Genomic DNA, 21,758 nt, shown 5'->3' with positions numbered 1-21,758 from the left:
ATTAAACCAAGATCACCGCTCTCCGGTGTTCCCATACCCGGCGGGTTGATGTCAACATTGTCAACGGCTGTCAGGTTAACTTCGTCTAGGCATGCCTTAACGTCCGCCTTGGTTAGCTCACGCGTGCTCACCTCAACCGGCGCGGGATTATTGTTGCCTGTGCGCGGTGTTGTGGCGGGGTTGCCGTCTAGACGTCCCGGTACGGGGCTAGTCGATGGGGACGGGGTTGTCCGGGTGGTATTTGTTCCACTCGTCGGGGTGCTCCCGCTTGTATCGTTCTTCCCACTTGTCCCGGCGCTGCTGTCGCTCTGCGATTGACTTAAGGGCTTCTTCTCCGCTGATTCTGTGGAACGGGTCTTGGAACGCCGTTGCGTACGCTTCGTTCGCGCGCTTCGTCCGCTCCCACCCCCTAAGTTTCGGATTGTAGATTGACCAGATTTCTTGCCCGTCGTCTCTGAGGATTTCGCCGGAACGTCGGTAGTAGCGGTTTGCCATTTCTTATTTTCTCCTTTTCGTTTATCGAACGGGTTGGTCACACCGTCCGGGCCGAAGACCTGGCTCCGGATGATCTACCGCACTCGTTGCGGAAGCATGAACAAGAAGTCGTAACTTAAGGGAGCGCAGCTACTCCCCCACGAGGGTTGGCGATAGCGACGGGGAGCGAGACACCTGAATCTGCCGTGCGAACCAACACGATCAAGATTATCCCCCCGAAGACACACACAGCGAGGAAATCAGCACAAGCGTTCACTCCGAGCAGGACGATCTCCTCCCACTCGGCGCGAAGAATTTATAGTGCAGTTTTTGGCTCCAGTGTCCTCTCCCCTCCGCATCGACATCGACGTGCAGAAGCGGATTAGGCCTCAGCTATCGCTGGTTGAGAGAATGAGCGACCGTAGTAAGGCCAACCCTATTAGGCATCCTGTGAAGACAGTGGACGGCAGCCACTGCCTTTGGCAAGCCTAGTTTTGGTCCCAGCCCCAGTAGATCGCGCGAGCAAGGGAGTGGAAGTAGAGATTGAATCCAAGGACAGTGACAGGAGAATCCGGGTCGATATCAAGCTTCTCCGTGTCAACTGCATGGATAGCGAAGAGGTAGCGATGCGGAGCGTGTCCGGCAGGAGGATTCGAGCCGTAGTAGCCACGGTTTCCAGAATCGCCCTTCAAGGACACGGCTTCAGGTACGTCCTCAAGCTCAGGCTTGCCAGCTCCGCTGGGCAGAGAAGAGACGGTCGCAGGAATGTTAAAGACACCCCAGTGCCAGAAACCCGAAGCTGTTGGTGCATCAGGGTCGAAGCACGTGATCGCGATCGACTTCGTTCCCTCGGGGAGCTCGTCGACGTTCCATGCCAACTGAGGGGAAACACTAGCGGCTCCCCTCTGCTGTTTCGGAAGCTGATCACCGCAGGAAAAATCGGTGGATGTTACTGTGAAGGAAGGAAGATTCTTCAGCGGTGCGTACGGATCAGGGCCTGGAAAGCGAGAGTCGTTTCGGTAGTCAGTCATACTCCAAATCTAGGTGAAAGTTTGCCTTCGCGCACAGACTAGCCAGGCCTAATGCTCGAGAAAGATGGCTACTTGCTACTTCACTTGGAAGACACTGTTCCAAAGGTCTCAGTCGTAGACTGCCAGCAGTTTGGTGGGATGCCTGATGCGCCACGTTCAAAACAACATCGTTGTAACTTGAATAGCCGCAAGTTTTACCTATTGACCTGCAGATTTGGTTGCGTTGAGGTGTGTAGGTTAAAGTATTCCACGTGCCACACACGAGAGTGTGAACATCACCTAGCCCGGGTGGCGGAATTGGCAGACGCGCTAGCTTGAGGTGCTAGTCTCCTATTAACGGAGGTGGGGGTTCAAGTCCCCCCTCGGGCACAGCATCCCCCCGCAGAAATGCGGGGGGATTTTGCATACCTAAGGCAACACGGCGTGAGAATCCTCGTGGCGTTACGATAAGAACTATGACATTAAAGATCCGTCCTGCTACTGAAGGCGATGTCAACCAGATCGTTGATATCCTCACCGATGCATTTGAAACCGACCCAGCATTTCGCCGCATCATGCAGCCACTGTCCGACGAGACGAAGAACCTCCGAAAAATCTTCGATCTCCAGCTCCGGCACGAGTATCTCCCCTACGGTATTGTTGACGTAGAGTTCAACGAAGAAGGCGAGATGCTTGGGGTCGCATTGTGGAACAAGCCTGGAAAGCCCATCACCTTTCTGTCGCTTCTTCGCTACGTCCCTGACTACGTACGGGTCTTTGGCAAGTCCTTTATCGCAGCGGTGCTCCGTGAACGACGTTCTGAGATGCTTCACCCGAAGTTCCCCCACTGGTACCTGTACACCCTCGCTGTGCGTCCCGGCCACCAGGGAGAGGGTCTAGGTACCACACTCCTAAAACACGGTATAGAGCGTGCCGGTGAGACACCGATTTATCTGGAAGCATCAACCCCAGACTCAGCAGCTTTATACAAGCGTCTAGGCTTCGTCCCACTGGGCGAAATCCCCGACGATGACGACATGCCGTCCGAGCTTGGCATGTGGCACCCTGGTTCGATGCCTGAGCGTAGCTAGCGCCTTAATTTTCTCATTCCTACATCTAGACTCTCCTACTCCCATGCGTCAGAGCTTGAGAATCAAGGATCCGTAAAAGCAGTTGCCGAGAACAGTGCGTACAAAGCGCTGTTAGATGGCAACCCCCGCAGCTACTGCTGCAGGGGGCAATCCCCCGTGGCTATTGCTGCCGACATAAGCAAAGCCGACCAAGTATTTTTCTGATCTGGGTCGGCTTTAGTCTGCAGTGGGGGCGCTACCGACAATCTGACCTACGCCGTGGTTCACACGCCAGAAACCGGCGGTGCCCCGGAGCGCTAGTGCTGCTCGTTCGGATCGTTATCCGCGTCTTCCTTCGTCTTGTGAACGGTTCCGGCGACGTGGTCCGGAGCTGCGTAAATCGAGTACACCTTGAACGGTTTGTCTCCCTCGTTTACGACGTTGTGCCACTTACCAGCGGGAACGAAAATTGCCCAGTCGTCCTCTACCTCCTGGTCGATGTCGAGGTTATCCTCAGAATCACCGATCATAACTCGTGCCTTGCCCTCTTCGAGGCGAAGGAACTGATCATGGTCGTCATGCACCTCAGCGCCGATTTCTCCACCGGCGGGGATGCTCATTACCGTCATTTGAAGGTGCTTGCCAGTCCACAGGGTATCGCGGAAGTTCTCATTTTCCTTAGTAACTTCCTCAATGTTCAGCACGTAGGGGTTCGGACCATGATCCGTAAGTAAATCTCCCATGATTTTTCACCTTTCTGGATAAATATCAATGACCTGGAACGTCTCCGAGTGTACCGACGAAATTCGGGGTGAGGCAACGGTAAGTAGTCCTCCAACGAAGTTCGTTGCCTAACGCACCCGCGAGGGAATGGCGTGAAGGTGCCAAAGAGTCTAAGTTTGTTTGGCTAAAGAAGACGCGAGAGCATCTGTTCTTTTAGCCGAGCACATCAGGTAGCCCCGCCGAGCTGTCTATGTGTGCACGTGGAACATACGCGAGAGCACAAGCCGAAACGATAGCCTGACCTTACCTGTTGCTCACCTGATTCCAGGCTATCCGCACTGCGCCTTCAGGCCTAGCTTTGAATTGTTTAGCGACGTTTTGTTTAGCGACGTTTCCCTCCCCGCCCTAGAGTCTCATGACACTACGTGTACATGGTCTGAATGCGGCTACAGTGAATTTAACTGTGCGGATAGTCCCTTCGCGAATAAACCATCGCCGAGTGCATGTTGGTGCGCACAACCGCAGATGCATGGTTGATTCGGTCGCTCCTGTCTTTTCGTCCGCTTGGTTGGTTGGGCCACTTGGTTGGTTAAGTTGTAACGGCGCGGGCACTATCCAGGAGCGTTTTATCCGCTACTTGGCAGACGCTGTGGCTGGGAACCAGCTTATGAGTCTCGTTATGAGCTTGCATTGGACGTGGGGCGGTGATTCAGTAATCATGACCCCGTACGGCAGAGTCGCTGTCTGAGTAATCTCCCCGTCGCCTTTCCGGCTTGTCGTAAAAGCAACTCTCTTCATCGTCTGCCTGGTGGCGCTCCGCACCTACGCGTTGACGTCCCCGCAATCGAAACCGGCGCGGGCACAAAGTAGAGTCCGCGCCGGTCATCGTTGGCTGACAAGGTTTACAAGCCGTGGGAGAAAGCTAGCTCTCTGGGATCGGGGTATCGAAGGCCTGCACGATCTGCTGCGCAGCAAGAGTTGGCGTGATCGTTCCGTCACGAAGCTCGTGCTCGGTCTCTTCCTTCTTCTTTTGCACTAGTGGGTGGGAGTTGAGACGTTGCAGGATCGTCTCGTGGACCATCTGCCATGTCCAGTTGACCTGCTGCTCCCGACGATTTTCCTCAAACTTTCCGTTCTCCCGCATGACCTTCTGATGCTCCAGGACATGGTCCCAGAACTCATCCACGCCGGTGTGCTCCACAGCAGACATCGTCATCACAGGCGGCATCCAGTCCTCGTCCGGCTGGCGCACCATGCGCATGGCTGCTCCGAGCTCGCGCGCTGCGCGCTTAGCGTTGCGGACGTTCTTTCCATCGGCCTTGTTGATTGCTACAAGATCCGCCATCTCCAGAACACCCTTCTTGATGCCCTGCAACTGATCGCCTGCGCCGGCCAACGCGAGGAAGGTGAAGATGTCCACCATCTGACTGACGGCGACCTCAGACTGGCCAACACCGACGGTCTCCACGAGGATGATGTCGTAGCCAGCCGCCTCGAGGACGACGATCGACTCTCGTGTTGCCTTTGCCACGCCACCGAGGGTGCCCGCAGACGGCGAAGGGCGAATGTACGCATTGTCATCGGCGGCCAGCTTTGCCATACGGGTCTTATCGCCCAGGATGGAGCCACGGGTGCGCGTGGAGGACGGATCGATGGCTAGGACGGCGACCTTGTGGCCGTCAGCAATGAGTTTCTGCCCGAGAGCCTCAATGAACGTCGATTTACCAACGCCTGGAACACCGGTGATACCAACGCGCAGGGCATGGCCGGCTTTGGGAAGCAGCCGAACCAGGAGCTCCTGTGCGAGCACGTGGTGGGCCACCGCCGTCGATTCCAGGAGCGTGATTGCTTGGGCGATGAAGCGCCGGTCGTTGGCCTCAACTCCCTCGACCAATTCATCCACGTTGATGCGTTTGCGAGCCCGTTTCACCACCTCTGGTGCCACTGCAGTGACATCACCCAGATCGGTACCGGCGGTCGTGGTCAAGCTACCAAGGTGGTGCTCCAAAAACTCGAGATCTTCGTTCACAACTACAGTCCTCACACGCTGCGCCTTCCGCAGCGAAACATTCGATTTCCTTTTACTTAAGTCTACGTAAATATCCCCGAAAATGGCCGAATACTGGATCCGGGTGCCCGTGGCTCTCCTCGATGAGCGCTTCCCCCTTGCTCTCCCCTCCTCCCTCGCCCTTGCCCTCTCCTACTAGACGCCTTTCTGCCTAAGTGACTCTGCCCTCAGACGGGTCCTATGCGCTATGGGCGTACTTTGCAGTCGGTCAACCGCTCATTCACTGGGTATGGGAGGCTTTATTGTCCTGCGACTCGGGGCAGCGCATCTTCGCCTTCAACTCGTATGCGGCTCTTCTATGAACGCGTTTGCCTAGGCCTTTGCTGGCACGTTTGCGGATGCCTTTGAAAGCCTTTCCACTTGAAGCACATTGGGGCACCTTGGGGCGCTTTGCGACCCGGTCTCCTCGTGGTGGGCAAACCTTCCCGTAGGCGGGCTGTTGCGGCGCGGATTTCCTATTTCCGTCAACGTAAAACGTCAGCGTTCAATGCGGGGATACGGCAACGGCCGCACTCCTCGTGAGAGAAGCACGGCCGAACCGCATGCGTTAACGCTCCACTGATTTACTTTTCAGGAACGTTGAGCTCGATACCGATGTTGGAAGCGACCTTCTCGATCAGGTCGATGGCGGAATCGGCAATAACCGAGCCAGGACCGTAGATCGCGATGACGCCCATATCGTAGAGCTCCTGGTAGTCACCCGGAGGGATGACACCGCCGACGCAAATGAGGATGTCCTCACGTCCGAGCTTCTTCAGCTCTTCCTTCAGTGCCGGCACCAGTGTGAGGTGGCCAGCAGCGAGCGAGGACACACCGACAACGTGGACGTCGGCATCCACGGCTGCACGGGCAGCTTCGGCCGGGGTCTGGAACAGCGGTCCCACGTCGACATCCATGCCCATATCGGCATAGGCGGAAGCGACAACCTTCTGACCACGGTCGTGACCGTCCTGGCCCATCTTCGCGATGAAGATACGCGGACGACGGCCCTCTTCCTTCTCAAAAGCGTCGGACAGGGCGATAGCACGCTGAACGTTATCCACCTTGCCCTCCTTTCCTACCTCGTCCTTGTACACGCCGGACAGGGTCTTAACCTCAGCCTCGTGGCGGCCGAAGACCTTTTCCAGAGCCATGGAGATTTCTCCCACGGTGGCCTTTGCGCGAGCTGCATCGACAGAGAGCTTGAGGAGGTTGAGCGACAGATCGCCCGGCTTCTTCTCGTCCTCGTGAGCGGCAGCGTAGGTGAGGGCGTCGAGGGTCTTCTGTACTTCAGCCTCGTCGCGCTCCTCGCGCAGCTTCTTGAGCTTCTCCAGCTGCTCGTGGCGGACGCGGGAGTTCTCCACCTTGAGAACCTCGATCTCCTCGTCCTCCAGCGCGTTGTACTTGTTCACACCGATGAGGGCCTGGCGGCCGGAGTCGATGCGTGCCTGGGTACGTGCAGCGGATTCCTCAATACGGAGCTTCGGGATGCCTTCGATCGTGGCCTGCGCCATACCGCCGGCTTCCTCAACCTCCTGAATGTGCTTGCGGGCACGGGAGGCAAGTTCAGCAGTGAGCTTCTCCACGTAGTACGAACCTGCCCACACATCCACCGGAGCGGTGGTGCCGGACTCCTGCTGCAGGAGCAGCTGGGTGTTACGGGCAATACGAGCGGAGAAGTCACTCGGCAGAGCCAGCGCCTCATCAAGGGCGTTGGTGTGCAGCGACTGGGTCTGGCCCTGAGTTGCAGCCATGGCCTCAATGCAGGTGCGTGCAACGTTGTTGTACACGTCCTGGGCGGTAAGCGACCAGCCAGAGGTCTGGGAGTGCGTACGCAGGGACTGCGACTTCGGGTTCTTCGGGTTGAACTTGCCCACGAGCTCGCTCCAGAGGAGGCGGCCAGCGCGGAGCTTTGCAATCTCCATGAAGGTGTTCATGGAAATGCCCCAGAAGAAGGACAGACGCGGTGCGAACTTATCCACCTCGAGGCCCACATCCTCACCGGCGCGAATGTACTCGATGCCGTCGGCCAGCGTGTAGGCCAGCTCGAGGTCCGCTGTAGCACCGGCTTCCTGGATGTGGTAGCCGGAAATGGAAATGGAGTTCCAGCGCGGCATCTTCAGCGAGGTGTACTCGAAGATGTTGGAGATGATGCGCATGGAGGGCTTAGGCGGGTAGATGTAGGTGTTACGAACCATGAACTCCTTGAGGATGTCGTTCTGGATCGTACCTGCCAGCTGTTCCGGCTCGACACCCTGCTCCTCGGCCACAACGATGTAGAGGGCGAGAATCGGGAGCACGGCGCCGTTCATGGTCATCGACACAGACACGTTGGAGAGGTCGATGCCCTGGAACAGTTCACGCATGTCGAGGATGGAGTCGATGGCCACACCGGCCATGCCCACGTCGCCGAGCACACGCTCGTTGTCGGAATCGTAACCGCGGTGGGTAGCCAGGTCGAAGGCCACAGACAGGCCCTTCTGGCCGGCTGCCAGGTTACGGCGGTAGAAGGCGTTGGACTCCGCAGCAGTGGAGAAGCCAGCGTACTGGCGAATCGTCCACGGGCGGTTCGTGTACATGGTGGCGTACGGCCCACGCATGAACGGGCGGAGACCGGGGAAGGAATCCAGCGGGTGAGGGTTCTCTCCAGTGAGAAGAGCGTCGCGGTCGGCGCGGTTAAATACGCGCTTAACCTCGATACCTTCCGGCGTCTCCCAGATGTGCTCATCCTTTACCTGTGCCCCACCAGCGGCGGGTGCGGACGGCTCATCGGGAACGCGAGTGACGTCTGCAAAATTTGGAATGGTTGCCATTTTCTTTCTCAATCCTCCTAGGCACCAAGCTTGGTGAGCATGTCGGACAGGGTTTCGCCTGCGTTGATCTTCACGTTGAGGTAACCATCGGGAGCGTCTTCCTTGCCTTCGAAGCTCTTCTCAGAGCCGGCAAGCAGGATCGTCTTTCCGGTCTCACGCAGTGCCTTGAGAGCCTCGAGGCCGCTGGCCTCGTACTCCTTGTCGTTACCGCAGATGATGAGGATGTCGGCGGCATCGGCTGCTTCTTTGAATCCGTCCTCGCCGGGGACAACCTGACCGGGGTTATTGACGGCAATGCCGCCGGTACCCACGAGGTTGGTGATCCAGCCAGTACGGATGTTGTGCTTGGCCAGCGGGCCGAGCGGGATGAGGCCGACAGTCGGACGAACACCGTGCTCCTCGAGGTAGTCGTCGGAGCGGTTGCGCATTGCCTCGAACTCGGCTGCCCAACGGCGAACACCCTTGGGCTCCGTGCGAGATTCCTTGGACAGTGGCTTCTCCGCCAAGTTTGGGAACTCGTTGATGGCCGTAACGGACTTCTTGCGGCGAGAAATATCCTCGTAGCGAGCCTTGGAGGTGGCATCGAGGGTCTCGCGGATGAAGTCTGCTGCTGCGGTGAAGCCGCCCTTGGACTCGACCTCGGTGAACAGCTTCCACGCAGTTTCTGCGACCTCTTGGGTCAGCTTCTCCGCGTAGTAAGCACCACCGGCGGGGTCGATGACGTAGCCAAGGTGCGACTCCTCGATGAGGAGGAGGTTCGTGTTGCGCGCAATGCGGTGGACGAAGTCGCGGGACGTGTTCGGAAGGCCACCCTTGATAGCGAAGTCGAAGGGCAGAACTTCCATATCGGTCGATCCGCCAACACCGGCGGAGAATGCTGCCACCGTGCTGCGGAGCATGTTGACCCACGGATCACGCTGGGTGAACATCACCGGGGCGGTGATGGCGTGCTGCGGCGTGTGCGCGGCGAGCTCGGGTACACCGAGAACCTCTGCCACACGCGCCCAGAGGATGCGGGCGGCGCGGAACTTGGTGATCTCGTTGAACTGCTCGTCAGTTGCTGCGAAGCGGAAGGACAGCTGGTTGAATGCATCCTCCGCACTCAGGCCTGCGTCGACAAGCTTACGGAGGTACTCGACAGCAGCGGCGAGTACGAAACCGATTTCCTCGCCGTCAGAGGCACCCTGGTTGGAGAAGCTGACGCCATCGACGAGGATGGCGCGAGCATCAGCCTTTGCCTCATTGCCGAGCTTGGCTAGCTCGACTGCATCGTCGATAGACACGGACTCGGAGTCATCGTAAGAAGCGGTAAGCGGAGAAGCACCGAACTCGATGTGGATCTCCTCTTCCTTCTCCTGACCGGAGGCGAGCTCAAGGAGAACCTTGGCGGCCTCAACGGCATCCTTGCCGGCTTCCAAGCGGACCGGAGCGTAAGCGAAGAGCACCTTGTCCAGCGCCTGCTTCAGATCTGCGGGCGCAATATGGTCATCGCCTCGCAGGTCGACGACGATGGAGTTCGTGCCGTAGTTAAGAGCGTGCAGGACCTTTTCGTTGGTCGTCTTTGCATCGCCCTCAGCACCGAAGCGCTCGGTGATGCCCCAACCCTCAGCCTTTTCGCTTGGCCCCTTGGCACCGCGGAGGTACGGGAACTTACCGGGTTCCGGTGCTTCCGCTAGCTCGTCGGCACGGGTAAAGAGCGGTTTAATTTTAATGTCATCGTAAGTGGTGCGGATGAGGCGCTTCCAGATGTCCAGCGGAACGTCAGCGACGTCCTTCTTGTGGACACGAGCGAAGACCTTCGCAGCTGCCTTGCACCATTCTTGCTGAGTTTCTTCGAAATCAGCCGGCAACGGAGTGCCGTTGTGTGCATCAGTCACGGGGATGAACCTTCTTCCCTATTACTGGTTAATTATTTAATGAACACGAGTGTGCAGTTCGACAAAAACTGGGTAGAAACGCTATCTCCTTCGTTTCTCCCCGTTTCTTGCGCTCTACGCCTAGCGTCCGGGTGGAAATCTGACCAGTCACAAGAGTTGACCGATGCAAAACAACCTCCTTCTCCGGCTTTTCCCGGCGCAGAAAACCGACTAAACACATTCGTCTACTTAGTTTAACCAGTTCGTCGCCATATTGCTTGAGGCACGAAACTTCCGGAGACCTCGCTCTCACTATGGGAAATAGGTTGTTAACTGGTGGTTTAGGAAAATTGGTCTGACGTTGCTCAAAAAAGTGTGCCCGATCTCACCCGATTTATTCCGAATAATCACCAAAACGAGCCGAAAAGGACATATTTTCCCCATTGTTTAACAATGTGAGGATCGTCGGTGTCGGCAAATCATGCGCACTCAGGGGCTCTCCGGCGAACTTCCTCGCCCCATGACACCTACCCCTTGACACCACCTACCCCGTGACGCCTATTTGTCACTGCTCCCCTTACATCAGGTTTTCCCGGCGTGTCGACGCGCGCGTGCAGCGAACTATATCGCGTACGGATGGTGGTTGGCGCCGATACTCGTGACGTGGTGATTGTGGGCGCGGTTAACGATGTCCACTCGACTGGTTTAAAATGTGGCCACCATGACAGCTATTTTCCGCACGGCGGTGAACTGGATTAGCCAATTCGCCGACTTTTGTCGCACCGTCGTAACCGATGCCATTGCCACCTTCATGGCCTTCCCACGCTGGAAAAAGCTTGCTCTCATTGTGGCCGCAGTAACAGCTGTTGCACTTCTCATCTTCGTCGACGTGCCGAGTGTCGAGTTGCTTCGCCAGTGGGCGGATAAGGCTGGGGATTGGTTCTTCCTCCTCTATTTCCTCATTTACGTCTTTTTCACTCAGTTCCCCATTCCTCGTACGTTCTTCACTTTGATGTCGGGGATCTTCTTTGGCCCGGTACGTGGCTGCCTTCTTGCACTCACTGCGACAACAGTCTCGGCAATCATATCTTTCGTTATCGTTCGTCATTTCTTGCGGGATTGGATGGCACCGAAGCTCAGCCACCCCGCTGTCGCCGGTATCGATGAGCGCCTTCGCCAGCGCGGTTGGCTCTCGGTGACGTGTTTGCGAATGATCGCAGGGATCCCGTTCTTCGTCCTTAACTACTCCACGGCTGTCAGCTCTATTCGTTTCCTACCCTACATCGTCGCAACTTTTATCGGCTCGGCTCCGAATACGATCGCGATTGTTCTTCTCGGCGACACGCTCACTGGGCACGTGAACCCCGCTCTCCTCTTGGTATCCGCTGTGCTGCTTGTCCTCGGCGTGTCCGGCCTCATCCTCGATGCCAAACTCCCCGTCCGGGAAAATCGACACTCCACCTCGACCCAATTGTCTGCGCCGGAGCGGGGTTAGACAAACTGGAATGCGCCAGGTACTAATCGCTTCGCGGCATGGCGATTGGACCGCCGCTAATCCACTGACACGTTGTCCACATAGAGGTGAGCGTGGTCTGTACCTCCGCGTTGCCCCACACTGTGAAGAGCGATGTCTCCGCTGCGTATGGAAAGTGGCGACGAGAGTAAAGGCTACAGGGTAGACTATGTCAGTAGCCCGATATTTCGCGGGCAGACGGCCAGTGCACAGTGCCTCTGGGGCACTCGGTGGCAGGTGAACCGAGCAAAGGTAATGACGCCGGTGCTCATGCGTGAGTCAACACGTCTGTGCTCATTGGTGAGGTCTCCTGACAAGGAAGGAAGGCGCACGATGTTTGCTGTACAGGCTACCTACAAGGGAAAAGATAAGCGACGTGCCGAAATCGTTCGTCGTTCAGCCGAGGCTCTTTCCACGATCACTGATGGTCCAGCTTTTAGCGTGCACAACGTGGAGACCATCGTTGCCCCAATCACATCTTCTGAGTCCACCGTGGCCGTTATCATGGCTCTTTTATCCTCAGAGCAATGGCTTATCAGTCTCGGTTGTGGTTCGACTGCCGAAGAGGCGTGCGAGTATGCAGCTGTTGCTGCAAAGCGGGGTCCCCGCTCGCTACCAGTCACAGTAGCTACACCTGACCACGAGGAAATTTACGAGCAAGCGATTGTTGATGCCTTCGTCCTCATTGCCTTCGTTCTTGCCAAAAGGTCCGATCAGGGCCGGGAAGCTACTGGGCTGATGCGAACGGGGCTTAGTCAGGTCGAGGCTGCAGAGGAGCTGGGGATCACCAAGCAAGCCATGAGCCAAAGGCTCAAAGCCGCCGGTTGGGATGCGGAAAATGCTGGATGGGAACTAGCGACGAGGCTTTTGGTCCAGGTATCACAGGCACTGTGAGCCAATGACCGCAGCTCACTAGCGACGCTCTTAACCTATGCAGGCCACGCCCTTTGGCGAGGCCACCAGGTGCCCGTCTGTGACGGAACTGTTCTGGGGGCATGAGAAAAACCGGCCGAAAGGTATACTCCGGCCGGTTCATGTGACCGTGACGGTCTTAGAAAACCTCCTATTGGAACCAAGCTCACGCAGCGTGTGTCTCCGTAACGCCACGCTAACGCACGCGGGTTGGCACTTCAGCGAGGTTCTTCTCCCATTTAACGGCGCTAGTGACGCAAGCGAGACTAGCGACGATAGCAAAAGAGAACAGCTGCCCGTAACGTGTCGGCTCAGCCGCAAACAAGTGCTACCACAATCAGTCACAAACAGGTGTTACCACAAGAGGCCACTGAGCGAAAGACAGCTTCCTATTCGCCGAAGTGTGGAAGTTGACGTGCTTCAGTTTCAGGCGTGGCCTGGTGCGCACCCCCGGTGGGAGCCGGTGGAGTGACTGGCGTTTCGTCCTCTCCCGTCCACCTTTGGGAGAACTGAGTCTGAGGAGCCTCCAGTGCAGCAGGGTTTGTGTTAACTGGGCTTTCCGCGCGCTCGGCGGCTAGCTTCTCGTCTCGCTTTGCCTTTGCAGCCTCGTGCGGTGCAGGATCAACGGGCCTTGTGGCTTCCCTATTTGCCTTTGCCACGGCAGCGGCAATCTCTGGGTCTGATTCAGTCGAGAACCAGGAATCTGTCTCCTTATCTTCAACGATATCCAAGCCCTCTGAGTCCACGGGGGCCGGCTCGTAACGGAAGACGTCGTCATCGTCTTTCCTGGCGAACGATTTGGCAAAACGTTCAAGAGAATCACCGAATTCACTCGGGATCATCCACACCTTGGACGACTGTCCCTCTGCGATCTTCGGCAGCTTCTCCAAGTACTGGTAGGCCAGCACTTCAGGCGTGACTTTCGCAGCCTTAATGGAAGCATTGATCTTCTGGATGGCCTTAGCTTCACCCTGCGCCTCTAAGTAGCGGGCTGCTCGCTCGCCTTCCGCGCGGAGAATCATCGCTTGACGTTCTGCCTCAGCACTCAAAATGGCGGCTGACTTTTCACCCTCAGCCATCAGAATGCGAGCCTGCTTTTCGCCCTCGGCTGTGCGGATATCAGCCTCGCGTTGGCCTTCTGCTGTGAGGATCATTGCACGCTTCTCGCGGTCCGCCTTCATCTGCTTCTCCATAGACTGTTGGATCGACGGTGGCGGATCAATTGCTTTCAGCTCTACGCGAGAAATCCTCAGCCCCCATTTGGTGGTGGCGGAGTCAAGCTCACCACGCAGCCTCCGGTTAATGACGTCACGGGAGGTAAGCGTCTCCTCCAAAGTCATACCACCGACAACATCGCGGAGTGTGGCAACAGAAATCTGCTCAACACCAACGATGTAGTTGTCCACACCGTAGATGGCCAGCTTCGGATCGTTGATTTGAAAAGTGACGACGATATCAATCGCCACGGTGAGGTTATCCTCAGTGATGACTGCCTGAGGAGGAAAGCTGACGACCCGCTCACGAGTATCAATCTTGGCGCGGATGCGGTCGACGAACGGAACTAGGAGCGTTATTCCGCCCTCCACTGTGCGCGTGTAGCGACCGAGACGCTCGATGACTGCCGCTGTTCCTTGCGGGACCAGAGCAATGGAGCGTGCCACAACAACGACAACCAGGAGAAGAATAAGCCCGAATAATATAAAAGACATGCTCGGAATCGCCTTTCGGTTGGTTATGGGACATCTTTCCTCCCCAGCCTACGTGTTTTAGACCACCGCTGCTGGACGGCTTTTCCTGCAAGCCGGGATGGAACAAACCTTCTGATAGAGATGGGGCCGGAGCGTCGAAAAGCGAAAAACCCTGCGAGTTAGCTCGCAGGGGCACAAAACCGCTACGCCTGGACGTCTTCCCAAACCACTGCGGTATTTCCCTCAATACTCACGACACGCACGACTTCTCCAGGCAGGAATTCGCGTGAAGGGTCAAGACTCTGCGCGGACCAGATGGATCCGTCCAGCCGGATCTGTCCGGAGTGAGCGCTCACTGTTTCGAGCACGTGGCCGGTTTTCCCTTCAAGTGCTTTCTGCGAGGTGTCGAGGATGGGGCTCTTCATCATGCGGCGCCTAAGCCAGGGGCGAAGGAGAAAAAGAAGTCCGATGGCAAAGATAGCGAAAGCGATGATCTCCGCTGCGAGCGGAACGCCCGCGAGGGAAACACCGGCGGTGCCCAGGGCGGCAAGCGCAAGCATCAAGAGTGTGAAGTCACCGACAGCTAACTCGGCTGCGCCGAGCGCCAGTGCTGCAATTAACCAGACTAAAGAACCCACAGCTTTTAGGGTACATGAGCGATTGCTCTATGCGTAGCTCTTCTCCGCCCGTCAGATGACCTTGCCGGAGTGCTTGCATTGCTGGAGTGCTTTGCGTTGCCGGAATGTTGACCGTGGCGGAATGATGACGTTGGCGGAATGATGACGCTGTCAGAGTACGCGGAACGAAGGCGGTGCGTCCACGCGCCCAATGTACTCAATCACCAGCAATAGTGCACAATTCGGCAGCGAATTGTGCCCGGCTGGGAGACTCTTACTGCAGATCTTCCTTTGCAAGTTGCGGGTTAGTGACGAAATCTACGAGTCTCTCCACGGCGTTGATGAGCGTGGAATCGACATCCTTGTACGAATGGACGGCGTTGTACACACGGTTCCACCCTTCCTTCGGCTCGTGCCACCCCAAACGATCGCATACTCCCTGTTTCCAGTCCTCCCCTCGTGGTACATCTGGCCAGGCACGGATTCCTACTGCCGCCGGCTTCACAGCTGCCCAAATATCGATGAAAGGGTGGCCTGTGACGAGGACGTGCGGACCGACGGAGTCCGTCAGGCGGGTTTCTTTTGATCCTCGGACGAGATGATCAGCCAGAACTCCTACGCGTCGTCCCTCGCGCGGTTGGAATTCTCGCAGTTTATCCGGCAAGTTATCGAGTCCCTCCAAGTATTCCACTGCCACACCCTCTACGCGCAGGTCATGACCCCAGATTCGCTCGACGATGGCGGCATCGTGAATCCCCTCGACCCAAATGCGGGACGGGAGCGCGGTTCGAGCCTGGTGGTTCTCAACAAACCGCGATCCAGAGTTGGAATGGCGCGGTTGCTGCGGCGGAATATAGCGCGTGGGGGTGACACGCACGCCGTCGACCATGAAAGCCCCCGCTCGTACAGGAAATATCCGCGTCTTTCCGTACCGATCCTCCAAGCGGAGCATGTCACCTTGAGGTGTCTTCTCCCAGCCGACAACCGCGCCTACGTAACCATCTGCGACAACCTCGAAAACAGTTCCAAGTTTCGCCACCACCTCTTTATATTGGCGGGGTCGGTTCCGCGCATGTCCGTCAAAAATATTGCCTGAGTACCGGTTCATGGGTGAAATAGTAGTGAACCGGAGGCACATAGTAGCCAACAGGCCAACGACAATGCGTCGGAGGAAACTATCGAAAAATGGAACGGCGAGGTACGAGCAGCGGGGGCGGTAACAGAATGAGGCATGCCAGTGCGGTAACGTTACGTTTCCCAGAAGCCCGTTAGTTTTCGGGACGCTGCTCGTTTCTGGTTTTGTCCGCCACAGGTTTTTCATCAACATGAAGGAGCGCAATGAACCCACGCGATCTTGTCTATTCGCCAGAGCAAAACTGTGCTCTTTGGCTATCTGCGTGGGTCCATGGTGCAGTATCCCTCGATGATGCTCAAGATGCGCTATGGGAGCTCGACCTCGCGATGGATGATGACGTGTTGCGTGCTCTGCGGGCACAGATGGAGGAGGCAAGAAATACCTACGCTGACGAGGGAACGGGAATCGTTCGCCTCCTGCTTGGGGGATACGGGCGCCCTCTGCCGAGACGCGTCTATGACGGTTTCGGCATTGTTGACGGCCCGGTCGTTCATGCCTGGTCCTCGACGAGCGATGATGAAGGTATGACGATGTGGTCGTATGCCACACACGATACAGTTCTATTTCGCGAACCATCAATGCCCGGCGAAGCCGACTTTATGCTCGCTGAAGCAACGCGCCGCGCTTCGGAATTAATCGATGCCCTCCAGCCGACCTCGTCCCGCTCGTCGAAGCTCACCCAGCCACGCCTCATTGTGGGCACACTCACAGACTTTTACGAGGCTCCGGGGTTACCACCGGGAGTCTCACCCCGCGCGGAGAAGCTCATTGCTCGTGCTAACCGCGTGGCTGCGATTATTGAGACGGTACAGGACCGCGCACGCGACCATGCTTTCGATGCACAGCTATTTCCCTTGCTGGCGAAAATCGCTGAAGCGCGCGTCGCTGCTGTTGCGGCTGCCGACCGTGAGTATCAGCGCGGATCCGGGATGTAGCTCCCTACCTCCGATACCACGTTTATACACATATACACCTTTATACTTTTATATAGGTATATAGGAGTGCGAATAAAGGGGTGCGTACTAGTCCTTTGACCTGCACCCCATGAGGTGGCTCCAGACCATCCATTTCCGGCGAGCGGGGAGCCCCATACGGTTTATCCACGAAACGGCCAGAAGGTCTTGGCCATCTCGTGGAGGATATCCGGTGCGAGCGTGAGGCTTACCTATGCCCTTCAGCCTCATGAGCGTGAGCGGTATGACCATGCTTCGAGCTCCCATGCCCATTGCCGTGCATTGGACGCGCAGAGACACAACACCCCTCTGCGCAAGGTGCACCATTAAGGGAGCAACCGCGTAGCGCAACTGTGATGGGGCCTTTTATACGTAGTGGTGCTTCGCCGGTTTCATATTCCTCAATGAGGTCGACGATCATCGCCGTGAAGTCAGGTGTAGGACCAACGGTCGCGGCACGAACGATGGTCATTCCCCATTCGTTTGCTGCAACCTTCAGTTCGTTATCAAGATCCCAGACCACCTCGGTGTGGTCGGAGATGAATCCAACCGGATAGACAACAAGGTCATTGATGCCACGTTCGTGGAGGTCTCGCGCATGGTCGACTATGTCTGGCTCGAGCCACGGGGTGTGGGGGGAACCAGAGCGCGACTGCCACACAAGGTCATAATCTGGAATCCCGAGACGCTCGGCGATGATGGCGCACGTTGCACGAATCTGGTTAGAATACAGGGTCCCGTCAGCGGGTACACCGGAGTGTTCATCGGCAGCAGTGGGAATCGAGTGGCCGGTGAAGACTAGGCGGGGTGTATCCTCGCTGCTGAACTGTGAAAAAGCTCGTTTCACAGACTCCACTGAGGGGTTGATAAACCCGGGATGATCGAAGAATTGGCGAAGCTTCACCATTGTTAGACGCGGGAGGCCTTTGCGTTTCAAGTGGTTGAGCGCACGCTCGATGTCCTCGTCGTATTGCCTACAACCGCTGCTACCTCCCCACGCAGACGTTGCGAAGACGTAGACATGCGTGATTCCGTCTCCCACCATCTCTTCGACGGTTTCTTCGATGAACGGATGCCAGTTTCTGTTGCCAAAATAAACCGGAAGATCCCTACCTCGCGCGCTGAGCTCTTCTTCTACATTGTTGATGATCTCTCGGTTCAGTGCGTTCAGAGGGCTGACACCACCCAGGTGGTGGTAGTGGACTTCCACTTCGTCCAGGCGCTCCGGCGGAATCCCGCGACCACGGGTGACGTTTTCCAAGAATTGCCGGACGTGATCATGGTGCTCCGGCCCGCCAAACGAGAGAATCATGAGGGCGCATTTCTTATCGCCGGAACTTTCTGTGTTTGTGCCCCGCCGTGCGGATGATGCTGACAAGGAATTTTCGTCGGTGAAACCTAAGGAAGCCATGGTGGCATAGTACCGTGCCCACTTTTTCCTTCGACCTCCGGGCATCCAACTTTGGTTGGACTTGGTGGCCGATTCAACTGGAGGCTGTGCGCAAAGGCAGTGTGGGAGTGTGCTTCAGGCATCTCTGCCGATCGTGGCTGAGGGGGACTCCCCTCAGCGCTGAAATCAGGTGATCCACCTGAGATACTCAGCAGTTCATGCTGGGAAAATGGAAGCGACAGTGAAACAGCGACGATGAAACGTGGTGGAGCAACAACAGTCACCCACGGACGGTTGACCGGAGCGGAATATAAACGCTACTTACCGGCGCTCACCGTTGCCCGCAGCTACTCGCGGCTGCTCACAGCTGCCAGCAGCTGCTCACCTTACGGTTCTCCTGAGGCTACTGCACAGAAGGTGCGCGGCCGTCGTCATACCGAGTCCAGGTCGGCCATTCCTCTCCCCCGAGAGTCCCTGCTTCAGGAAGCACACGGCCGGTTGTGCATAGGCTGCGGGAGCGTGAAAAAGCCGTGGGAGTGTGTCCTGCACACGCACTCTCACGGCTGGTCTATTTCTCATTTGTTTGTTGGCGGATGGTCACTGAGACCATCGTTTCCCTACTATCTAGCTTCTCGACGCCCCTCCGGAAGTCGGTTCCTCCGGCTCGTCGGGCCCCGCCCGTCGCGCTTTCTGAGGTGCCTTTCTAGATGAGGCGTACGGCGTTGGGGGCCATGCCACCGTAACGAACAGGGCTAATCTGCACAACTCCACCTGATTGTGGTGCCTCGATCATCTGGCCGTCACCAAGGTAAATCGCCACGTGCTGATTTCCTGATGGCCCCCAGAAGAGCAGGTCGCCGCGCTGAATCTGGCTGATATCTACCTTGGTTCCGCGCTGGTATTGGTAGCCAGTGTAGTGCGGAAGGGCAATGCCAGCACCGGCAAAGGCATAAAGCACAAGCCCGGAGCAGTCGAAACCAACCTTGTTGTAGTCGCCATACGTGTCCGCGACTCCACCGTCACGAATTCCCTTTGTTGGGCCGAATGCATTACCGCCACCCCACGCGTAGGGAGTACCAAGCTGGCTCTTCGCACGGGCAATAACCGTCTCGATGCGTTGATTCTTTGAGCCGGTGATAGCCGACGACGCCTTGTCGGAGAGATCCTCCATGGTGCCGAGATCCAAGTACTTTCCGGCTCCATTCGGCTCATCCGAGAGACCGGAATTGCCCAAATTAGTCAGGGCATCGAGCAGGTCCGACTCCGTCGTGGCGTTGCCAGAGGTACCACCGTTGCCCGAGGCGACATCAGCCGTCGTGGAACTCAATGAGGAGGAACCGGAGAGAGCAGGGAGTACGTTGCCGAGGGCATCGACTGTCTTAAAGGGGTCATCCAGTGTTCCCGGATCCAGGAGACCAGAATCAACAACAGCTTGAGCGGTGTTAACTGCGGTGTTGGCCAGCTGCAAGTAATCAATCTCACGAGGAGCCGGTGCCCCGCCGCCTACGCGATCTGCAACCTCCGGAACACTAGACCCTGAGGCGGACGAACCCTGTTCCCCATCGGCTGCTCCACCTACCAGTTGTGCATCCACGTTCCCATTTGCGGTTGCCGTGGCTCCACCGTTGGAATTGTCGGCCTGAGGAGCTGCGGAAGACCCTGGTGCATCCGAGCCTGTCTCAGGTTGGGGCGCTGCAGAACTCGCCGCCTGGTCTGCCTCGCGGATCGGAGCCGGAGCAGCAGTATCAGCACCTGGATCGGTCACGCCTTGATTGCTGGGAAGAACCTGCGCGCCGATCTCATTCGTCTCACCCGCGCGTAGCCCCTTGAGCCGATCGATCTCCTGTTTTACCTCGCGGGCCTGATCGAGTAGCTGCTGCCGCTCGTTCTGCTTTGCAGACAACTCGAGCGTATGCTGCGCAATTGCATCCTTGGCAGATTGTTCCGCCGCGAGCGCATCCCGTTCTCGCTGCTCAGCCTCTTGTTGAGCTGCGCGAAGAGCGGACTCCTTGTTGGCCTTCTTTGTCCGTTCTGCATCCAGCGCATCAACGACACCGCGCTGTTCTGCCGTCTGGCGTCGTAGGAATGTGAACCTGTCAAGCTCACGCTTGGCATCGCTACTGGATGAGAGCATCGATGAGTGTGCACTTGTTGAGCCGTGTCGATAGGCGGTGCGAGCTAGTTCGTCGAGCCGATCTTGGGCGTTGGAGACCTCCAACGTTGCCTCATCAAGCTCCTGATTTGCCGCTGCAGCATTTTGCCGGGCCGCCTCGGCAATGATCTGTGCATCCTTCAGATCCACGAGGGCTTGATTAACGGCTTCTTGCAGGCCACCCATCTGAGCCTCAAGCGCGGAAATGTCTGAAACGGCGCTTGATAGCTGAGTCGCCAACTGTGTCAGCTGACTGGCATCGATATCTTGGGCCGATGCAACAGGTACGTTGGTAGCAGCCATCATCGTTATGATGCTCACCGCACCGATTGAAACGGCGCGTTTTTTCAGTCGACGGACTGGAGAAAAGCAAACCACGAGGTCTCCTCTTACTTTCGAAACCTCGTTGAGATGGAGACCGACCTTTCACAGCGCGCGTTCGACCGCGCCGTGAGCATACCCCGGCTGTACCAGCAGCATGTGGTGTGCAAGAACACCCACCACCACTGGAGTACAGCCCGCAGTTGCGCGTAAGACGCGTACTCACGGTGAAAAGACCCGACATCGTCCAATCTTGACAAGGCTTCAGTTATTGTGCGCGCTGTACTGTGCGGGATCGCAGACCAGAAACTGCGAAGCACAGGCCGTACACGCGTGTGCAGGAATCGCCGGTTCCCCGATTAGACGCGTAGCTCACAAGCCCACCCCACGTGCGCTACTGGGTAAGAAAATATGACGGCCTCGCTACACGGAACTCGCCCGTTCTTCCACGTTCGCTCACTCAGCGAGAGTATGTACGCTTCGTGAATCCCGGTGAAAAACCTGCTTCAGTGTTGCAACCGCCATGCGAGAAATGGTTGTGCCTTTCATGCAAGCTTCCCCACTGGCCGAAAGTGCTACTCCCAAATCACTCAAGTCAAGTACATGAACCTGACTATGTATCGCAAGTGATGGTTGATTTTGTTGAGTTATTCGTCGCCTCGTGAGCCGACTACGCTTAGGTTAATTCACTTTGGTCAAATTTGGGAACGTCAACCACGATTTTCACATAAGGCAAACTCCGAAACATGACCAACACCCGTTCTACCTGGCACCTTTCCGTTATCAAGTCGTTATGTGATTTTGGTCACTATAATGGCGACGCGCCGTTAAACCTTGAACTTAAACTTGAGAGTTTTTGGTAAAGGGTGTGTTCTTGCTTCCGCGTCAGCAGGCCATGCGGAGCTCGGTTTGTGGCCGTTTTTCCGGCTATATTTTTTCCAGCTCCCACTGGTGCGAGAGGTATAGCGAGCACTGGCCGTCACTCTCTCGCTGCAATTGTAAAGGTTTCAGGCTTGACGAACTTTTGGCTGTGGCACACTGCGGCACACCACAACGCGACCGCGCCCGCACCATTACGCGAACC

General features: G+C 56.9%; 15 protein-coding genes and 1 tRNA gene. 5 read left to right on the top strand and 11 right to left on the bottom strand.

Features of this window, described 5'->3' with window-relative positions; genetic code table 11:
• Positions 1–207: 207 nt before the first annotated feature.
• Both HMPREF3044_RS00965 and HMPREF3044_RS00960 read right to left on the bottom strand, forming a co-directional pair.
• Positions 208–495: a hypothetical protein gene (locus HMPREF3044_RS00965; protein ID WP_005393960.1), complete on the bottom strand. Its 288-nt coding sequence runs from the start codon at positions 493–495 to the stop codon at positions 208–210.
• A 467-nt stretch (positions 496–962) separates the two neighbouring features.
• Positions 963–1,505 carry a YbhB/YbcL family Raf kinase inhibitor-like protein gene (locus tag HMPREF3044_RS00960; RefSeq protein WP_005393962.1) on the bottom strand — a complete coding sequence of 181 codons (543 nt, stop codon included), beginning with the start codon at positions 1,503–1,505 and terminating at the stop codon, positions 963–965.
• Between the two features lie 282 nt (positions 1,506–1,787).
• Between HMPREF3044_RS00960 and HMPREF3044_RS00955 the strand changes: the two genes are divergently transcribed.
• Both HMPREF3044_RS00955 and HMPREF3044_RS00950 read left to right on the top strand, forming a co-directional pair.
• Positions 1,788–1,874: transfer RNA gene (locus tag HMPREF3044_RS00955), tRNA-Leu, on the top strand.
• Between the two features lie 86 nt (positions 1,875–1,960).
• Complete coding sequence (locus HMPREF3044_RS00950; protein WP_005390056.1) at positions 1,961–2,575, top strand: GNAT family N-acetyltransferase; 615 nt, start codon at positions 1,961–1,963, stop codon at positions 2,573–2,575.
• A gap of 296 nt (positions 2,576–2,871) precedes the next feature.
• On the opposite strand, the gene HMPREF3044_RS00945 is transcribed toward HMPREF3044_RS00950, so the two are convergent.
• The 4 genes from HMPREF3044_RS00945 to HMPREF3044_RS00930 all read right to left on the bottom strand — a co-directional run bounded on the left by HMPREF3044_RS00945 (position 2,872) and on the right by HMPREF3044_RS00930 (position 10,014).
• Positions 2,872–3,297, bottom strand: coding sequence for a cupin domain-containing protein (locus HMPREF3044_RS00945; protein WP_005393964.1), 426 nt, complete (start codon positions 3,295–3,297; stop codon positions 2,872–2,874).
• Positions 3,298–4,199: 902 nt separating this feature from the next.
• Entirely contained in the window at positions 4,200–5,306 is a 1,107-nt protein-coding gene (gene meaB / locus HMPREF3044_RS00940) for a methylmalonyl Co-A mutase-associated GTPase MeaB (RefSeq protein ID WP_005390052.1), read from the bottom strand.
• A gap of 602 nt (positions 5,307–5,908) precedes the next feature.
• Positions 5,909–8,137, bottom strand: coding sequence for a methylmalonyl-CoA mutase (scpA, locus tag HMPREF3044_RS00935; protein ID WP_005390050.1), 2,229 nt, complete (start codon positions 8,135–8,137; stop codon positions 5,909–5,911).
• A 17-nt stretch (positions 8,138–8,154) separates the two neighbouring features.
• Entirely contained in the window at positions 8,155–10,014 is a 1,860-nt protein-coding gene (locus HMPREF3044_RS00930) for a methylmalonyl-CoA mutase family protein (RefSeq protein ID WP_005393966.1), read from the bottom strand.
• A 700-nt stretch (positions 10,015–10,714) separates the two neighbouring features.
• On the opposite strand from HMPREF3044_RS00930, the gene HMPREF3044_RS00925 reads away from it, so the two are divergent.
• Together HMPREF3044_RS00925 and HMPREF3044_RS00920 are read left to right on the top strand one after the other, a co-directional pair.
• Positions 10,715–11,488 carry a TVP38/TMEM64 family protein gene (locus HMPREF3044_RS00925; protein WP_040428831.1) on the top strand — a complete coding sequence of 258 codons (774 nt, stop codon included), beginning with the start codon at positions 10,715–10,717 and terminating at the stop codon, positions 11,486–11,488.
• A gap of 351 nt (positions 11,489–11,839) precedes the next feature.
• The gene (locus HMPREF3044_RS00920) at positions 11,840–12,400 is read left to right on the top strand and encodes a hypothetical protein (protein WP_034989047.1); all 561 of its coding nucleotides are present in this window, start codon (positions 11,840–11,842) and stop codon (positions 12,398–12,400) included.
• A gap of 407 nt (positions 12,401–12,807) precedes the next feature.
• On the opposite strand, the gene HMPREF3044_RS00915 is transcribed toward HMPREF3044_RS00920, so the two are convergent.
• The 3 genes from HMPREF3044_RS00915 to HMPREF3044_RS00905 form a co-directional block, all read right to left on the bottom strand.
• Positions 12,808–14,127: an SPFH domain-containing protein gene (locus tag HMPREF3044_RS00915; protein ID WP_005393971.1), complete on the bottom strand. Its 1,320-nt coding sequence runs from the start codon at positions 14,125–14,127 to the stop codon at positions 12,808–12,810.
• A gap of 182 nt (positions 14,128–14,309) precedes the next feature.
• The gene (locus HMPREF3044_RS00910) at positions 14,310–14,744 is read right to left on the bottom strand and encodes an NfeD family protein (RefSeq protein WP_005390039.1); all 435 of its coding nucleotides are present in this window, start codon (positions 14,742–14,744) and stop codon (positions 14,310–14,312) included.
• A 253-nt stretch (positions 14,745–14,997) separates the two neighbouring features.
• Positions 14,998–15,831 carry a DUF3097 domain-containing protein gene (locus tag HMPREF3044_RS00905; RefSeq protein WP_005390036.1) on the bottom strand — a complete coding sequence of 278 codons (834 nt, stop codon included), beginning with the start codon at positions 15,829–15,831 and terminating at the stop codon, positions 14,998–15,000.
• A gap of 230 nt (positions 15,832–16,061) precedes the next feature.
• On the opposite strand from HMPREF3044_RS00905, the gene HMPREF3044_RS00900 reads away from it, so the two are divergent.
• Complete coding sequence (locus HMPREF3044_RS00900; protein ID WP_070738949.1) at positions 16,062–16,793, top strand: hypothetical protein; 732 nt, start codon at positions 16,062–16,064, stop codon at positions 16,791–16,793.
• A gap of 226 nt (positions 16,794–17,019) precedes the next feature.
• Here the strand turns inward: HMPREF3044_RS00900 and HMPREF3044_RS00895 are convergent, their stop codons facing one another.
• Both HMPREF3044_RS00895 and HMPREF3044_RS00890 read right to left on the bottom strand, forming a co-directional pair.
• Positions 17,020–18,222 carry a ferrochelatase gene (locus HMPREF3044_RS00895; RefSeq protein WP_070738948.1) on the bottom strand — a complete coding sequence of 401 codons (1,203 nt, stop codon included), beginning with the start codon at positions 18,220–18,222 and terminating at the stop codon, positions 17,020–17,022.
• Positions 18,223–18,904: 682 nt separating this feature from the next.
• Positions 18,905–20,731 carry a DIP1281 family NlpC/P60 protein gene (locus HMPREF3044_RS00890; protein ID WP_070738947.1) on the bottom strand — a complete coding sequence of 609 codons (1,827 nt, stop codon included), beginning with the start codon at positions 20,729–20,731 and terminating at the stop codon, positions 18,905–18,907.
• Between the last annotated feature and the right edge of the window lie 1,027 nt (positions 20,732–21,758).

Origin of the sequence: Corynebacterium sp. HMSC073D01, assembly GCF_001815555.1 — a bacterium.
In the GTDB taxonomy this organism is placed as follows: domain Bacteria; phylum Actinomycetota; class Actinomycetes; order Mycobacteriales; family Mycobacteriaceae; genus Corynebacterium; species Corynebacterium glucuronolyticum.
Note: the sequence above shows the minus strand (reverse complement) of the source record. Positions and strands in the feature narration are given on the sequence as shown.

What these genes read in the sequence shown, in the direction of transcription:
- HMPREF3044_RS00945 (WP_005393964.1), bottom strand. Translation starts at nt 3,297, where the DNA reads ATGGGAGATTTACTTACGGATCATGGTCCGAACCCCTACGTGCTGAAC.
- scpA (WP_005390050.1), bottom strand. Translation starts at nt 8,137, where the DNA reads ATGGCAACCATTCCAAATTTTGCAGACGTCACTCGCGTTCCCGATGAG.
- HMPREF3044_RS00900 (WP_070738949.1), top strand. Translation starts at nt 16,062, where the DNA reads ATGAACCCACGCGATCTTGTCTATTCGCCAGAGCAAAACTGTGCTCTT.
- HMPREF3044_RS00895 (WP_070738948.1), bottom strand. Translation starts at nt 18,222, where the DNA reads ATGGCTTCCTTAGGTTTCACCGACGAAAATTCCTTGTCAGCATCATCC.
- HMPREF3044_RS00960 (WP_005393962.1), bottom strand. Translation starts at nt 1,505, where the DNA reads ATGACTGACTACCGAAACGACTCTCGCTTTCCAGGCCCTGATCCGTAC.
- HMPREF3044_RS00950 (WP_005390056.1), top strand. Translation starts at nt 1,961, where the DNA reads ATGACATTAAAGATCCGTCCTGCTACTGAAGGCGATGTCAACCAGATC.
- HMPREF3044_RS00920 (WP_034989047.1), top strand. Translation starts at nt 11,840, where the DNA reads ATGTTTGCTGTACAGGCTACCTACAAGGGAAAAGATAAGCGACGTGCC.
- HMPREF3044_RS00925 (WP_040428831.1), top strand. Translation starts at nt 10,715, where the DNA reads ATGACAGCTATTTTCCGCACGGCGGTGAACTGGATTAGCCAATTCGCC.
- HMPREF3044_RS00905 (WP_005390036.1), bottom strand. Translation starts at nt 15,831, where the DNA reads ATGAACCGGTACTCAGGCAATATTTTTGACGGACATGCGCGGAACCGA.
- HMPREF3044_RS00915 (WP_005393971.1), bottom strand. Translation starts at nt 14,127, where the DNA reads ATGTCTTTTATATTATTCGGGCTTATTCTTCTCCTGGTTGTCGTTGTT.
- HMPREF3044_RS00965 (WP_005393960.1), bottom strand. Translation starts at nt 495, where the DNA reads ATGGCAAACCGCTACTACCGACGTTCCGGCGAAATCCTCAGAGACGAC.